We start from the raw sequence: 14,795 nt of genomic DNA, 5'->3' as shown, positions 1-14,795 counted from the left end.
TCCTCACGCGCCGCCGGTGGCGGGCTTGTCCTCAGAAGCCGGAGCGGCACTCGGGGGCGCCGCCTCCACAGCCGGTGTTGCCGGTTTCTCGACGGCCGCGGGCGTCGGACCGCCGATCTCGGCCTTCAGGGCCGCCAGTTGGCTGTCGACATCGGTCTGGGAGGCCATGGCCTCGAGTTCCCGCGTGAGGTTGTCCTTGCTCAAACCGGTCGGGTCATCCAGCGCGCCCGACGCCAGCAACTCGTCGATAGCGCCCGCACGGGCCTGCATGGTCTGGGTCTTCTCTTCGGCGCGCTGAATGGCCAGACCAACATCGCTGAGTTCCTCCGACACACCGGAGAAGGCCTCGTTGATCTTCGTCTGCGCCTCGGCCGCCGAATACTGCGCCTTGATCGTCTCCTTCTTGGTGCGGAAGGCGTCGATCTTGGCCTGCAGTCGCTGCGAGGCATCCACCATCTTCTCTTCTTGGCCCTGCAGCTGGGTCAACTGCAGCTGCAGGTCGTTCAACTGACTCTGCAGCCCCGAGCGCCGGGTCAAGGCCTCGCGAGCCAGGTCTTCTCGACCACCGGCCAACGCGGCCTTGGCCTGCCCCTCCAACTTGTCGGACTGCTGCTGCAGCCCCTGCATCTGCAGTTCCACCCGCTTGCGGCTGGTCGCGACATCCGCAACGCCCCGGCGGACCTTCTGCAGCAACTCCAACTGCTTCTCGTAGGAGTAGTCGAGGGTCTCGCGCGGGTCCTCGGCCTTGTCCAGCATCTTGTTCGCCTTGGATTTGAACACCAGGGTGAATCGCTGCCAAAAGCCCATGGGTCGCCCTTCTCGAGGTTGTCAGACCTTCACGATGTGGTCAGGTGGAGCCCACGCTACCCATCCGGCGCTGATCATGCTGCCCTGCCCCGGCATTTCGGGGTTCCCGCGCGCGGCGGCGGTGGCGCGCGGAAGTGACATCTGCGGACTCTCACCGGTGACACCTCTTATGCTGAGCAGGTGTTCCGCCGCCGCTCCCCCGACCAGACCGAGTCCTCTGCCACTGATGTGGCGGAGGACGCGTCGACCCCTCCCCCCGCGCAACAGCCGAAAGGGCGGCCCACCCCGTCGCGGAAAGAGGCCGAGACACGCCGTAAGCAGACTCTGAAGGTCCCTGGCCGATCCCAAGGCGGCCCGCAAAGCGATGAAACAACGCGAGCGGGAGGCGCGCGCAGAAGCCCGCGCGGGTCTCATGGCGGGCGACACCCGGTACCTGCCTCCGCGCGACCAAGGCCCCGCCAAGGCCTTCACCCGCGACTACGTCGACGGCCGCCGCCGCATCGCCGAGTTCTTCATCTTCCTGGCCATCGGCATCCTGGTAGTCGGGTTCCTGCGCAACCCAACTCTCCAAAACGCCGTGGCCTTCATCTGGTTCGGTGTCGTCATCATCGTCGTCCTCGAAGTCGGCTGGATGCTGTTCTCCTTGAGCAAACAACTGAAACAGCGGTGGCCCGACGCCGTGGACCGCAAGGGCTGCATGATGTACGCCACCCTGCGCGTGTTGCAGATTCGGCGCCTGCGGATCCCACCGCCACGGATCCGGCCCGGCGGCGAACCGATCCAGAGGTCCTGAGTCCCGGCATGGAGTACCGACACCTCGGCGACAGCGGCCTCATGGTCAGCGAACTCGCCTACGGCAACTGGATCACCCACGCCGCTCAAATCGACGAAGACGTCGCCCGCTCCTGCGTGCATGCCGCCCTCGACGCCGGGATCACCACCTTCGACACCGCCGACGCGTACGCCGGGGGTCGGGCCGAAGAGGTACTCGGGCGAGCGATCTCCGGCCAACGTCGCGACGGCCTCGAGATCTCGACGAAAGTGTTCTGGCCCATGGGCCCGGGACGCAACGACCGAGGCCTGAGCCGCAAACACATCCTGCGTTCGTGCGACGCGTCGCTGCAGCGTCTGGGCACCGACTACCTCGACCTATACAACGCGCACCGGTTCGATGTCGAGACGCCGCTCGAGGAGACTCTGCGTGCCTTCGACGACCTCGTCCGGGCTGGCAAAGTCCTCTACATAGGGGTGTCGGAGTGGACGGCTGATCAGATCAGCGAGGCCGTGCGGATCGCCGACGACCTGGGACTCGACCGCATCGTGTCCAATCAACCCCAGTACTCATTGTTGTGGCGGGTCATCGAGGAGCGGGTGATCCCCACCTCGACACCACGCGGAATCGGGCAGATCGTGTGGTCTCCGCTCGCCCAAGGGGCACTCACGGGCAAATACGTACCGGGGCAGCCGATCCCACCCCGATCCCGGGCAGAGTCGAAAGAGGGCAGCCGCTTCGTCCAGCGTTGGCTGCGGGACGACGTATTGGAGCGCATCCAGCGGCTCCGGGTGGTCGCCGATCAGGCCGGGTTGACACTGCCACAGTTGTCGCTGGCCTGGGTGCTGCAGAACCCCGCCGTGTCGGCAGCGATCATCGGAGCCACTTCGCCCGACCAGATCCGCGAGAACCTGCGCGCTACGGGAGTGCGACTGGACCGCGACGTCATGGCAGCGGTCGATGACGTCGTCGGTGACGTCGTCGAACGGGATCCAGGGCGGACTCGCTCCCCCGACCAGCGGCCCTGACCTCTGCTCCCGGGGCCCCAGAGCGATCCTGGGCCCAAGTTTGGCCCGCGGCCCAGCGACCTTTGGGGTGTGCGGGATCGCCGTGCTACGGTCGACGAACCGAACACGCCCGATGTTCAGGGGAAGCCGGTGGGATTCCGGCACTGACCCGCAACCGTGATCTGTCCCTCGGGGCAGGCAGTCGGAGCACCTGACGGGCGAGGACGGCTCCACCGTCGTGGTCTGCGGATCTGGAGCCCGAGGTCCCTGACGGACCCGGGCCCTCGCCCCGGACCCGTACCGAAGGGACCGGGCATGATGCTCGCCACACGAATCGCCGCCGGCGCCACAGCCACACTCCTGGGCACCACTTTGTTGACCGGGGCACCGGCGGGAGCCGCCACCGATCCGGGCCTCTTCGGGTCCCAGGACCCCACCTACGACGGCGTCTACCGGCAGGGGCTCGCGATCACCGGCCTCGTCGCCGTGAAGCGATCAGTGCCGAGCCCAGCGATCGAATGGCTGCTCGATCAGCAGTGCAAGAACGGGGCGTTCACCGCCTACCGTCCGGACACTTCCTTGGCGTGCGCGGCGCCCGATCCCGTCAACTACACGGGGCAGGACACCAACTCGACGGCTCTCGGCGCCATGGCCCTGCGCGCCGTCGGTCGCTTCCCTGAGTACCAGAAAGCCGTGGGCTATCTGCGCAAGCAGCAGAACCCCGACGGCGGCTTCCCGTGGTTCGCCGGCGGATCCAGTGATTCGAACAGCACCGGACTGGTCTTGGCCGCGTTCAACGGAGTGGCCAAGTCCAAGGGGCTGCGTCAGCAGACCCAGAAAGCCGAGCGGTTCCTGGCCGGCGCCCAACTGCGTTGTGCGGAGCCGGTCGCCGAGCGTGGACTGATGGCGTTCGACCCTTCAGTCGCCCGCACTCCAGATGCCCTGGCCACCGCGCAGGTCGCCATCGGCACCACGACGTCGCTGCCCGCCTTCCGTTCCGGCCAAAAGGGCGCGGCAATGAACTGCGGGCCCGACGGCAGACTCCGTTCCACCAAGAAGGTGTCGGCCTACGCCTTGTACGCGTTGGCCAACACCCTGCGAGCCAATGGCGGTCTGCTGCCGGCATCGTCAGGGGGAGGTTCGGATATCTCCGCCAGTGCCGGAGCCGTGATCGCCCTGGCCGCGGCCAAGTACCAGCCCGGGGTGGTCAGCTCGTCGTTGTCGGCACTGAAGGGACAGGCCAAGGCCTACACCGAGAATGGGACCAACCCTGGTGCGACCGGGACCCTCCTGCTCACTGCCGGCCGAACGAACTCCAGCCCCACCTCATTCGGCGGGGTCAATCTCATCCGTGGCTTGAACTCCTCGATGCAGTGATGCCACTCCGGGACGGCCGGGCACCAGTGTCCCGACTCCGGGGACACCTGCGACGTCAGCTTCTCGCCGCAGGTGTCGTCGTCGTTGCACTGCTGGCCGCCGTTGGACCGGCTCGGGCCACCGAGTACAGGTACTGGACGTACTGGAGCAGTACCGGGGGTGCCTGGACGTTCAGCCCGGTCGGACCCGGATCCGCCCTCCCGGCCGACGGCAGCGTGCAGGGTTGGCGGTTCGCGCAGAGCACGGTGCGTGGCCAAGGAGCGCAGCCGCGGATCGCCGCAGCCGAGGCATTCGACCGGTTCTGCGGCCCGGGGGCAGCTCCGAGCGGCATGAAGCGGATCGCGATTGTGTTCGACTTCGGTGAATCCAGCGAGGCTCCCCCCGGCCAGTCCCCGCCCCAGCCGCGGGGCACCTGTGCCGTCGTCGAACAGCGAGCCACTGGTAGTCAGGTCCTGACGCAGGCGGCCGATGTGCGCACGGAGCGAGGACTAGTGTGCGCGATCGGCGGCTACCCCAGCGGCGAATGCGCCCCGGCGGTGACGGAAGAAACCGCGCCCAGCGCCCCACCGCGCACCCGTAGTCAGCCTGACGCCCGCGACGCGGATTCCGCGCGCTCATCGTCCGGCTCCGACTCCCGCCCCGAACCGGTCGCATCGCAAGAACCCGGACCCATCGGCACCGACACCGCGACCGAGGATTCCGCTGCGTCGGAAGGCCAGGAGAGCCGCGACAGTTCCACCGACAGGTCGGCCTCCACCAAGTCCGAGCCGCCGCTCGAGCCGACATCGGATCAATCCGCACCAAGCCCCATGCCCTCGGTCGTGACGTCGGCGACGGACAGCGCCGCTCCGGAGTTCGTCGCGGCGACCGCCCACACCGATGATCCTGACCAACCATGGTGGCCGGCGGCGCTCACGATCGCCGCGGTGGCCCTGATCGGCAGTGGTCTCTGGTGGCGGCGGCACGCTGGGCGTTAGCCACTACTGTCGGCGAAGAGCGGATGGCGCCGGCGAAGACCGGATGGCGCCGGCGACGCGCTGATCGCCAAGACGAGCCCGGAACTGTCCCCGGACCCACCTAGGCATTTGGGATCGGCTGGGCATTCGGGATCGGCTGGGCATTCGGGATCGGCTGGGCATTCGGGATGGGCTGGGCATTCGGGATCGGCTAGGCAGGGTCCAAAGACATCGGGCCATAGACCTCACGCTCGTCCTGGAGCAGGATCACGGCGGCGACGCCATGATCCCGCAGTTCGCGCCAAGACTCGCCCAGCCACGTCTCGGCGTCGGCCTGGCTGGGGAACACTTGACCTCCGAAGTTGTCGCCGTGCCATTCCCCGCCGTCGCGGGCGAGCAGTTGCCAGTGCCATTTCATGGCCCGACTCTATGCGCGGCCGGCGATCCTTGGCCGCGGTGCCCCGAGTGCTGGCCCCGGATGACCCCGGGGCGGATCACGTCTGACCAGGTATGGCGTCCACCGACGGTAGCCTGAACCCCATGCGAGTCGGAGTTGTGGGCGCCACCGGCCAGGTGGGAACGGTGATGCGCGAGATCTTGGCGGAACGTCAGTTCCCGGTCACGCAGATGCGGTACTTCGCCTCGGCGCGCTCCGCTGGGACCCGACTGCCGTGGCGAGACACCACGATCGTGGTCGAGGACGCTGCAACTGCAGACCCCCAGGGGCTCGACATCGCCCTCTTCTCCGCGGGGGGGACGACCTCACGGGCCTTGGCCCCGAAGTTCGCCGAAGCCGGCGTTACGGTCATTGACAACTCATCCGCGTGGCGGATGGATCCCGACGTGCCGTTGGTGGTCAGCGAAGTCAATCCGGAGACGGCGCTCCACCCACCGAAAGGGATCATCGCCAACCCCAACTGCACGACCATGGCAGCCATGCCAGTGCTGAAGCCGCTCCATGACGATGCTGGACTGGTTCGACTGATTGCCAGCACCTACCAGGCCGTCTCGGGTTCGGGACTGGCGGGCGTCGCCGAGCTTGCGCGTCAGACCGCCCTGCTGGACGGGCTCTCCGACGCGCTGACCCACGATCCGCAGCGCGCAGACCTGCCGACACCTGACAAGTACGTGCGACCCATCGCGTTCAACGTAGTGGCGCTGGCGGGTTCGCTCGTCGATGACGGCTCCGGCGAGACGGACGAAGAGCAGAAGCTGCGCAACGAGAGCCGGAAGATCCTCCACATTCCGGACCTGTCGGTCAGTGGCACCTGTGTGCGGGTGCCTGTTTTCACCGGCCACTCCCTGAGCATCAACGCCGAGTTCAGCCGATCGATCACGCCGCAACGCGCCCGAGAACTTTTGGGCGACGCCCCGGGCGTGGTTGTCGCCGATGTGCCCAATCCGCTCGAATCCGCCGGTCGAGACCCCAGTTATGTCGGCAGGATTCGCCAGGATCCCGGAGTCGCGGACAACCGAGGACTCGCTCTCTTCGTGTCCAACGACAACCTGCGCAAAGGGGCGGCACTCAATGCCGTTCAGATCGCCGAACTTCTGCTCGACTGATGCGCACAGCTTTGCGGACGGCCATCGCACTGGCGATGCTGGCCTCACTCGGGACTGCTCGCGCGGAACCTCAGTTCCGATTCTGGTCGTTATGGACGGCCCCAGACGGCACCTGGCGCCAGGAACAGGGAAATCCTGACGTATTGGACGTTCCCGCCCGCTCCGTGCTTGCGTGGGTCTTCGTGCGCAGCTCGGGGGATGTCAAGGCCACCAAGGCGCCTGAGACTGTCGCTCGATATGACGAGCTGTGTCCGCAGGAAACCGGCGGACGCGGTACCCCGGTCGCGGTGGTCATCGACTACGGTTCGACATCCGACGCGCCGGTGGGCGAGACTCCGCCTTCCGACCGCGTCGCGTGCGTGGCGGTCAGCGGTCCCGTCACTCCGAGCAGTGCGCTGGCCGCAGCGGCTGAGATCCGCGCCGGGGAGGAAGGCCTCATCTGCGGGATCGATGGCTACCCGAGTACCGAATGCGCGGCTCTCGCTGTCACCACGGCGGACCCGGTGGAGAGCAGTGACCCGCCGCAGAATGACTCCCCGCCCGCTTGGGTGTACTCGCTGGCGCTGCTCGTCCTCGTCGCGGGCGGCTACGGGCTGTCGCTGTGGCGGCGCCGATGATCGCCCGCGTGCTGTTCACCGGCGGAGCCCGCTCAGGCAAGAGTGCCGCCGCTGAACGCCTGGCCTCGCAAGCCGACCATGTCACGTACGTCGCCACCGCCCCCCGCTACCCGAACGACCCCGAGTGGGTAAATCGGATTCGCAGCCATCGTTCCCGACGACCCGATCACTGGACAACGATCGAGACCAGCGATATCGCCACCGAGATCCGCCGCGCGGACCCTGGGAATCCGGTACTCGTCGACTGCCTGACTTTGTGGCTCACGTCCCGGCTGGATGACCACGGCGCCTGGCAGAACCCAGCGTCCGCGCTGCCACTGCTTCACCAGGAGATCGACGAGCTCACCGATGCGGTGCGCTGCGCGCAAGGCGGGGTCGTTCTGGTCACCAACGAAGTCGGCATGGGGATCGTGCCCGGCACTCCGGCGGGTCGGCTGTTCCAGGACCTGTTGGGCAAGTGCAACTGCGCGGTGGCCGCCGAATGTGATGAGGTCTATCTCGTCGTCGTCGGGCGGCTCCTGCCGATCGGAGGCGATCCGCGATCGGGGGAACTGCTGTCAGGACACCCCACATGATCCCCGCACCCGACCCGGACACTCGCGCCCAGGCCCGAGACCGTCTCGGCCGACTGGCCAAGCCGGTGGGGGCGCTCGGGGCGCTCGAGGACATCGCCGTCTGGTGCGCGGGGGTGCAGGGCAGGTGCCCGCCCGAACCGTTCCGCGCGGTTCGGGTCGTCGTGATCGCCGGGGACCATGGGGTCGCGACCATGGCGGCGACGAGCGCCTACCCCAGCGAGGTCACTGCCCAGATGGTCGCCACGATGGTGTCCGGAGGGGCCGCCGTCAACGTACTCGCCCGCGATGTGATGGCCTCCGTTCAGGTGGTCGACGCGTCCGTCGATTCCGACTATCCCGGCCTGACGATTCCCGCAACGATCACGCAGCGACGGATTCGGCGAGCAAGTGGATCGATCGACCGCGAGAACGCCCTGACTGCCGAGCAGACGAGCGCCGCACTCGACCTCGGGCGAGCGTTGGCCGAGGAACAACGGCAAGCCGGAGCTGATCTGGTGATCGTCGGCGACATGGGGATCGGTAACACGACACCCGCCGCCGCGTTGATCGCCGCACTGGGTGACGAGGATCCCGTCAGCGTCACTGGTCGAGGGACCGGGATCGATGATGCGACCTGGATGCGCAAGGTAGCCGCCGTCCGCGACGCATTGTGGCGCAGTCGCGAACTGCGCAGTGACCCGAGCGCCGTCCTGGAGACGATCGGGGGCGCCGATCTCGCGGTCATGGCGGGCCTGCTCGGGGGCTGCGCCCAGCGCGGCATACCCGTCCTACTAGATGGCGTCGTTGTGACGGCCGCCGCGCTGGTCGCCGATCGGATGGACCCGGGAGCGCGAGAGTGGTGGTGGGCGGGGCACCGCTCGGCGGAACCGGCTCACTCGATCGCCCTGGCCGCTCTGGAACTGACACCAGTGCTCGACCTGGAGATGCGGCTCGGCGAAGGGACCGGGGCATTGACCGCGCTGCCTGTCGTGAACGCGGCAGCCGCACTGCTCGGCACCATGGCGACGCTCGAAGCAGCGGGGATCTCCTCACCGGACGACCAGTTCATCGGGCAAGAGTGACGTCCGCGCTGCGGCTGTCGTTCGGCCTGTTCACGATCCTGCCGATCGACCGATCCTCCGACGCGCGCAAGAGCCCGCCGACGGGAGCAGCATCGGACCCACCTCCCAAGACCTCTGCGACAGGCGAGACAGCAACTGATCGCGAACAGACCGAGTCTGCCCAACAGTCCGGCCCCGCGCCCTCAGCCTCTGTCGTACGGCGCGCAGTGCTACTGGCCCCGGTGACCGGTCTTGTCGTAGCGACTCTCGCAGCCGTCGTCCTGTTCGCGGTACGCGCGCTCATCGACGGTGACGTGTGGGGATCGATGGCAACCGACCCACCCGGCGCTCTGGTCGCGGCGGCGCTTGCGATCATGACCGTCGAACTCCTGACCGGGGGGCTGCACCTGGACGGACTCGCCGACACCGCGGATGCCATCGCGGTGCGCGGGAGCGCGCATCGATCCTTGGCGGTGATGAAGGACTCGGCGAGCGGACCGATGGGGGTGTTCGCGGTCGTCATATTCGCGGTGCTGGCTACCTCGACCCTGGCTGTGGCCGTAACCCGAGGCCATGGCACCGAGGCACTGGTCACGGCTGTGCTCGCGGGAAGGGTCGCGATCCTCTGGGGATGTACCCAGCAGGCTGCCCGACCGGACGGGCTGGGTGCCTGGGTGAGCGGCAGTGTGAGTCGCGTCCAAGCCCTGGCGCTCACCGTCGCAGTCATGGTCGTGCCGCTGGTCCTCGGACTGCTCGATGATGACGCCCGCCTCGGCGCCACGATCGCGGTTGTGGCTGCGATCCCGATCGGCGTCGCAACGGCATGGCTGGCCACGCTGTCGATCCGGCGCCGCATCGCAGGGATCACCGGCGACGTCCTGGGCGCCATGGCACAGGTCGCAACGGTCGTCTCTCTCGTCGTGACCGCCCTGGCGCCCTGACGCCATATCAGCACCTCGGCCACGCGTGACACGACCACGTACGTGCCCCACACTGGGTTCCCACCACCAGGGAGCACCATGATCGTTGAACTCCGGAGTTGGACCCTCCCCCATCGTCAAGGTCACGGCCGTTCACGGCTGATCATCCCCCTGATAGTGGGGCTCATCACGATTCTGTCGGTCCTGGCGCTCCCCACTCCTGCGTCGGCCAAACCCCACGGCCCCGCGGTCGTGAACGGCCAAGACGTCCCCGTTGGCGATTGGCCGCAGGTGGTCGCGTTGGGTTACAACGACCGGTCAGCGTCCGAAGGCGTCTTCTGCGGCTCCACCCTGATCGACCCACAATGGATCGTGACCGCTGCCCACTGCGTCGCGGGTGAACGGGCCGGCGACCTCGCCGCTTTCGTGGGCCGAACTGTTTTGACCGATGACGACGGGGTCACGGTCGGGATCAGCCGCATCGTGCGCGGCCCATGGGACCGACGCACCGACCGCGGAGACATCGCCGTTCTGCAACTGAGCCAACCGGTGGCAGCACCCCCGATGGCCATGGCGAGCAGCACGTCCGTGTATCGGGCCGGCACTCCTGCTTCGGTGTTCGGCTGGGGCAGTACCCGCGCCAGTGGTCGCGGCTACGACGACCACATGCAGCAGGGTGCTCTGCGGATGGTGCGCGGATCGCGCTGCCAGTGGATCTGGGGCGGGATCGCACCGCGAACCCAGGTCTGTGCCGGTGGTCTCCAAGCGAGTGGGATCGTTGTGGACTCGTGCAGCGGCGACAGCGGAGGCCCCCTGGTCGTGACCGGCCCGGGTGGCGTGCCCCTGCTCGCAGGCATCGTGAGTTTCGGCGGAAACAGGTGCGCTCAGCGGGGCCAGCCCGGCGTCTATACCAAGGTCGCCGCGTATCGATCGTGGGTTCTGCAAGTCATCTCGTGATCGTCCCCGTGGCCAGCTGACGAGCACCTGTCGTCAGTTTGCCAGAGGGCGCGGAGTCTGCCAGCGAGTGAACCGAGCAAGCCCCGGGCTTGAGACTGTCGCGCACACTTCCTCCCATGTTGGAGGCATGGCCGCGAGGACTCAGCCAAAGGTGTTCCATGAGCCGTGCGCCGTAGGCCCCCTGTCATCGTCGGTTGCCGCACAATCCTCACTGAGCGGATTGGGGTACTTGTTGGACAGCTCCAGTCGGTTGCGGCCGGAGCGTTTGGCTTCGAGGAGCGCGGCGTCCGCCCGACGGAAGAGGTCTTCGCTATTGGTGGCGTGGTCGGGGTAGCTCGCGATTCCGCCGCTCACGGAGACTTGCAGTTGGGTCGGCGCATCAGGAAGTTGAATGGAGCGAAGGTGCAGGAGCTCTTCCGCTGCGCGTGCGTGCGCGACATCTGCGGCCAGTCCAGGCTGGATCACGACGAACTCGTCCCCTCCGAACCGAAAGACGATGTCCGAGGGACGAACTGTCGAGCGCAGCACCGAGGCGACATCTCGCAGCACCTGGTCACCAACGTTGTGCCCATACAAGTCGTTGATGGCTTTGAAGTTGTCAATGTCCAAGACGAGCAGGCTGACTGGCATTCCATCTTCTTGGGCCTGCGTGATCGTCCGTGGCAGAACCTCGGCGAGATGTCCCCAGTTGAACAGCCCAGTCAGCGGATCGTGGACCAGGCGGTCGTGAAGTTCCCTTTGATCCTCGCGGATCCTGCGGCCCTGCTCCTCAATCTGTTCGGTATCGCGGCGGGTGACGATTGTGTACAGGATGGCCAGCACCGAAAGAAAGAACACCAGCGTCAGCAAGCTCGGCCAATTGAACCTCGAGTGGGGTAACACGAACGACAACAACAGCAGTGCGGCCCATTGGACCCCTGCAACGACCACTGTGCTCGCGGTGTCCAGCAGCATCGCGGTCAGCACGATCGACAACACCACATATGTCAATGGCATCAGGTCCCCGGCGCGGACCTGCTCGTCGACAGCCAGCGCCAGCCATGGAGGGATGGACACGACCACGACAGTTACCCAGGCAGCGACCCGATAGTGTCCCGCGCGGTTCATCGCCCACGCAGCGATCATGAGCGCCGCCAGCGCGCCGGTCATGGCCATGTACGAGATCCGGGCCGGCATCGCAGGGCTCATTGCTACCGCGATCACCGCGACCCCGACGCAGAGCAGCGCTGCCAGGCCCAGTTGGAGCCACGTCAGCAGGCGAACCCGGCGACGGAGGACACCGCTGGCTGGCGATGGACCGGGTCCGGTCGACGCCATCGAATCACTCGGGACAGACACCTCTCAGCCCTCCCTCACCAGTGAATCGGACCACGCGCGCAGTCACAACATTTTCGCGCAACACCCGCGGGGAATCGACAAAGTCGTCACCGAGAAGAACCCGGCAATCGGGGCTGAGTTTGCGTCGCTTGCGGGCGTCCCAGATCCATAGCTCGGTTGCGAAGGAATAGGCCATGAGTTGATTGTGGCTGCCATTCCCAGGGAGCGTCCGCGTGCGAAAGGCGGACGAAGGAAATCGTTCTGATTCAGACGAAGGCAGAATGGAACATGACCGGCTGTCTCTGGACCTGCCGACCGGCGGGCGACTACCGGGCATGCAGTTCGGTTCGCACGAGCGGCTCATCGCTGGTCCGAGCCAGGGGCTGGAAGGGGAAACCATGTTGGAGAAACTCGACGGCAGCGAAGGCTCGGTCCTGGGATACCGGCTCAGCGGAGTCATCGACAAAGCGGACTATGCCGCCATGGTGCCTGAGATGGAGTCGCTGGTCGCCCAGTACGGCACGGTTCAACTCCTGTGTGATCTCACCGATCTGCGTTGGGAGAAGGCGAGTGTGTGGGGGAGCGATCTGCACTTCGGCAAGGAGTTCCACGACGCGATCACGCGGATGGCGATCGTGGGCGATGGCGTCGGGTGGCGCGGCAACCGTACCGATTCCCTTGACGTTCACGGCGACCGCCGCCACTGCCCTGGCCTACACCTGCTTCATGGTTGTCTCTGCTACCACGATGCGGATCCAGTTCGCCATCATCGCCCGGCAACGCCGCAACCACGTCCGCCAACTCGAAGCCCTCGGCTACAAGGCTTGCCTCGAACCAGCCGCCTGACCCCACCAAGGGTCCCGGCTCCGCCGGGCGCTGCCGCGTGGCGCCCTAGGTCAATTTCGGACTAGCTGTCCGGCCAGGATCCGAACTGGCCCGGCGCGAACTGCCCCGACTGCTCGTAACCCGCCGACGGGCATGTCTGCGTCGGTGGATTGCCGGCGAGGACCTCGCTGACGTACTCGATCACCATGGGGTTGATGGTGACTGCGGTGGTCGAGTTCGGGAACACGCTCGAACCGGGAAAGGAGTTGATCAGGTCGACGTCTTGGCCGATCGACAGCACCTTGCCGGGGACCTCGGTGTGCAGTCCTGGAACGGTCGGGAAACACCGGAGCACCGAGATCGTGCCGTTTTCGACCAGACCGTCCGCCTGAGCGCTGGACAGCCCGACAGCAATGTCGTTCGGGTTGTAGAAGGGGTCGTCTCCCGTGCCCGAACTCAAGTAGTTGAACGTGCGTGGGTCGTTGATCCCGATGGCGGAGGCGGCGTAGAAGGGAGTCTCCCCGGGGATCCCAGCCAGCCGCTGGTTCCACTCCGCCATGTAGTCGGAGGTCATCTCGTTCAGGGCCGCACCCTCGCCGACTGCCGTGGCGAAGTGATCGACGATCTCGTTCAGCGCAGCCACGTCCAGTTGACACTCAAGCTGAAGCGCACCGCACGTGTCGGTCAGTTCGTATTCCCCGAGGTCGGCGAGGAAGGAGCCGGTGTACGGGGTGTCGATGGTCGTGATCGATTGGATCTGGATCCCCGGCATAAAACTCGCGTAGTCCATCGCGCCCCGCGACCACAGCCCTCCGTCTGAGTGTCCGACGAGCCACACCCGCTCGACCCCGAAGTTCTCGTTGATGTAGTTCAGGTAGTTGGCCAAGATGCTCGAGTTGATGTCGAAATCCCCGGCTGTGTTCATCGTCATCAATGCGGGCAGTTGGGTTTGGGCGCAGGATCCCAGACCCATTTCCGCCGGATCGATGGCCACCGGAACCGGGGCACCGCCACCTGAGTAATCGTATTCCGTCTCCGGGACCGTGTAGACCGGGACACCGGCGTTCGCCAAGCTTGTCTGCAGCGCGTACCAGGTGCCTCCCGCGGACATGTTGGGTGCGCTGCACACAGCGCCGGGGGTCGTGAACGGCGTTTGGGACATGAAGCCGGAGACCAGCACGACCGCATCGCCTGATCCCGGTGAGGTATCGATGGGCGACGTCGCCGCGCTCGCCGACAGGCTGCGGGCGGTGACCGCTGCGGCATCAACCCCGCTCAATGCGTTCATGTAGGTCTGCGGCGACTGCCCGGTGCACGCCTGCAGCACCGCGAAACTTCCCACGTACTGCGGATGCCGGAATCCCGCCATGGCCTTGCCGAAGAGCACTTTCGGCTGGAAGGCGATCCGGGTGTCCTTGTCGTGGTTGGCGATGTCGAACGGACTCACGGCTCGGCACATCTCGCCGCGGACCTGGCGAGTGAAGGTGTCGGTCAGGACCGAACGGCTACGCACCCTCAGTTGTTTGCCGGCCACGGACACTCTCAGTTCGCCGGCCCGAGAACTGGCTCCTTTGACGCGCGGTTTGATGATCGGCACGGTCACGGCATACCGATGGCGCGCGAGTCTCTTGGCGCCGCCGACAACCGTGAGTCCTTTGGCCCCCGTACGGGATCGGGTTCGCTCGACCGCGATCGTCGGACGGGAGCGCGAGGAAACGAGCATGCGGATGATCGTGGTCTGCCCGCGATCCGGGGTCACCACAGCGAACTGACGCCTTGTGCGGGAGCCACTCACGGCCACTTCCCGGGACGGGGAAGCAGGAGTCGCGGAGCCCTGGGGGGGCGCGGAGGTCTGCGGGTCCTGCAAAGGAACGTCGGAGTTGCCTTCGGCTCGGGCTGCTCCCGTACCGGCCATTCCCGCCGCGGCCAGGGCCCCAGCCGCCAACGCCACCGCCATCCGCCTTGCCATCGACGCCACCACCACGATTACTAGTTACTGCGAGGTACCGAAAAGTAACAGTCCGTGCGTCGGGGTCCCAACCGAACGGGCAACATTCACCCC

At 66.6% G+C, this 14,795-nt stretch carries 15 protein-coding genes and 1 riboswitch; of the genes, 10 read left to right on the top strand and 5 right to left on the bottom strand.

The window, feature by feature from the left end; all coding sequences use genetic code 11:
• Positions 1 to 3 precede the first annotated feature (3 nt).
• Complete coding sequence (locus tag V9E98_08800) at positions 4 to 807, bottom strand: PspA/IM30 family protein (protein MEI2717078.1); 804 nt, start codon at positions 805 to 807, stop codon at positions 4 to 6.
• Positions 808 to 1,141: 334 nt separating this feature from the next.
• Here V9E98_08800 and V9E98_08795 point away from each other — a divergent pair, with 334 nt between their 5' ends.
• From V9E98_08795 to V9E98_08780, 4 genes are all read left to right on the top strand, one after another.
• Positions 1,142 to 1,600, top strand: a complete 459-nt coding sequence (locus tag V9E98_08795) for a DUF3043 domain-containing protein (protein ID MEI2717077.1) — start codon at positions 1,142 to 1,144, stop codon at positions 1,598 to 1,600.
• 8 nt (positions 1,601 to 1,608) lie between these two features.
• Positions 1,609 to 2,607, top strand: coding sequence for an aldo/keto reductase family protein (locus V9E98_08790; protein MEI2717076.1), 999 nt, complete (start codon positions 1,609 to 1,611; stop codon positions 2,605 to 2,607).
• 93 nt (positions 2,608 to 2,700) lie between these two features.
• Positions 2,701 to 2,820, top strand: a riboswitch (cobalamin riboswitch).
• A gap of 81 nt (positions 2,821 to 2,901) precedes the next feature.
• On the top strand, positions 2,902 to 3,963 hold the full coding sequence (locus V9E98_08785; protein ID MEI2717075.1) for a prenyltransferase/squalene oxidase repeat-containing protein: 1,062 nt from the start codon (positions 2,902 to 2,904) through the stop codon (positions 3,961 to 3,963).
• On the top strand, positions 3,963 to 4,940 hold the full coding sequence (locus V9E98_08780; GenBank protein MEI2717074.1) for an SCO2322 family protein: 978 nt from the start codon (positions 3,963 to 3,965) through the stop codon (positions 4,938 to 4,940). Before V9E98_08785 ends, V9E98_08780 begins: the two co-directional genes overlap by 1 nt.
• A 190-nt stretch (positions 4,941 to 5,130) precedes the next feature.
• Here V9E98_08780 and V9E98_08775 read toward each other — a convergent pair whose 3' ends face one another.
• A complete protein-coding gene (locus tag V9E98_08775; protein ID MEI2717073.1) occupies positions 5,131 to 5,337 on the bottom strand; it encodes a hypothetical protein in 207 nt (68 codons plus the stop codon).
• Between the two features lie 122 nt (positions 5,338 to 5,459).
• On the opposite strand from V9E98_08775, the gene V9E98_08770 reads away from it, so the two are divergent.
• From V9E98_08770 to V9E98_08745, 6 genes are all read left to right on the top strand, one after another.
• Positions 5,460 to 6,482, top strand: coding sequence for an aspartate-semialdehyde dehydrogenase (locus V9E98_08770; protein ID MEI2717072.1), 1,023 nt, complete (start codon positions 5,460 to 5,462; stop codon positions 6,480 to 6,482).
• Positions 6,482 to 7,099, top strand: a complete 618-nt coding sequence (locus V9E98_08765) for an SCO2322 family protein (protein ID MEI2717071.1) — start codon at positions 6,482 to 6,484, stop codon at positions 7,097 to 7,099. Before V9E98_08770 ends, V9E98_08765 begins: the two co-directional genes overlap by 1 nt.
• Positions 7,084 to 7,674, top strand: coding sequence for a bifunctional adenosylcobinamide kinase/adenosylcobinamide-phosphate guanylyltransferase (cobU, locus tag V9E98_08760; GenBank protein ID MEI2717070.1), 591 nt, complete (start codon positions 7,084 to 7,086; stop codon positions 7,672 to 7,674). Before V9E98_08765 ends, cobU begins: the two co-directional genes overlap by 16 nt.
• Entirely contained in the window at positions 7,671 to 8,735 is a 1,065-nt protein-coding gene (gene cobT, locus V9E98_08755; GenBank protein MEI2717069.1) for a nicotinate-nucleotide--dimethylbenzimidazole phosphoribosyltransferase, read from the top strand. Before cobU ends, cobT begins: the two co-directional genes overlap by 4 nt.
• Positions 8,732 to 9,655 carry an adenosylcobinamide-GDP ribazoletransferase gene (locus V9E98_08750; GenBank protein ID MEI2717068.1) on the top strand — a complete coding sequence of 308 codons (924 nt, stop codon included), beginning with the start codon at positions 8,732 to 8,734 and terminating at the stop codon, positions 9,653 to 9,655. The genes cobT and V9E98_08750 overlap by 4 nt, the downstream gene beginning before the upstream one ends.
• Before the next feature lie 78 nt (positions 9,656 to 9,733).
• Entirely contained in the window at positions 9,734 to 10,591 is an 858-nt protein-coding gene (locus V9E98_08745; GenBank protein MEI2717067.1) for a serine protease, read from the top strand.
• Positions 10,592 to 10,732: 141 nt separating this feature from the next.
• Here V9E98_08745 and V9E98_08740 read toward each other — a convergent pair whose 3' ends face one another.
• From V9E98_08740 to V9E98_08730, 3 genes are all read right to left on the bottom strand, one after another.
• A complete protein-coding gene (locus tag V9E98_08740; GenBank protein MEI2717066.1) occupies positions 10,733 to 11,908 on the bottom strand; it encodes a GGDEF domain-containing protein in 1,176 nt (391 codons plus the stop codon).
• A gap of 326 nt (positions 11,909 to 12,234) precedes the next feature.
• On the bottom strand, positions 12,235 to 12,612 hold the full coding sequence (locus tag V9E98_08735) for a hypothetical protein (protein ID MEI2717065.1): 378 nt from the start codon (positions 12,610 to 12,612) through the stop codon (positions 12,235 to 12,237).
• Positions 12,613 to 12,815: 203 nt separating this feature from the next.
• Positions 12,816 to 14,702: an alpha/beta hydrolase gene (locus V9E98_08730; GenBank protein ID MEI2717064.1), complete on the bottom strand. Its 1,887-nt coding sequence runs from the start codon at positions 14,700 to 14,702 to the stop codon at positions 12,816 to 12,818.
• Positions 14,703 to 14,795 lie beyond the last annotated feature (93 nt).

The organism is Candidatus Nanopelagicales bacterium (assembly GCA_037045355.1).
Taxonomy (GTDB): Bacteria; Actinomycetota; Actinomycetes; order S36-B12.
This window is presented reverse-complemented; position numbering and strand designations above follow the sequence as displayed.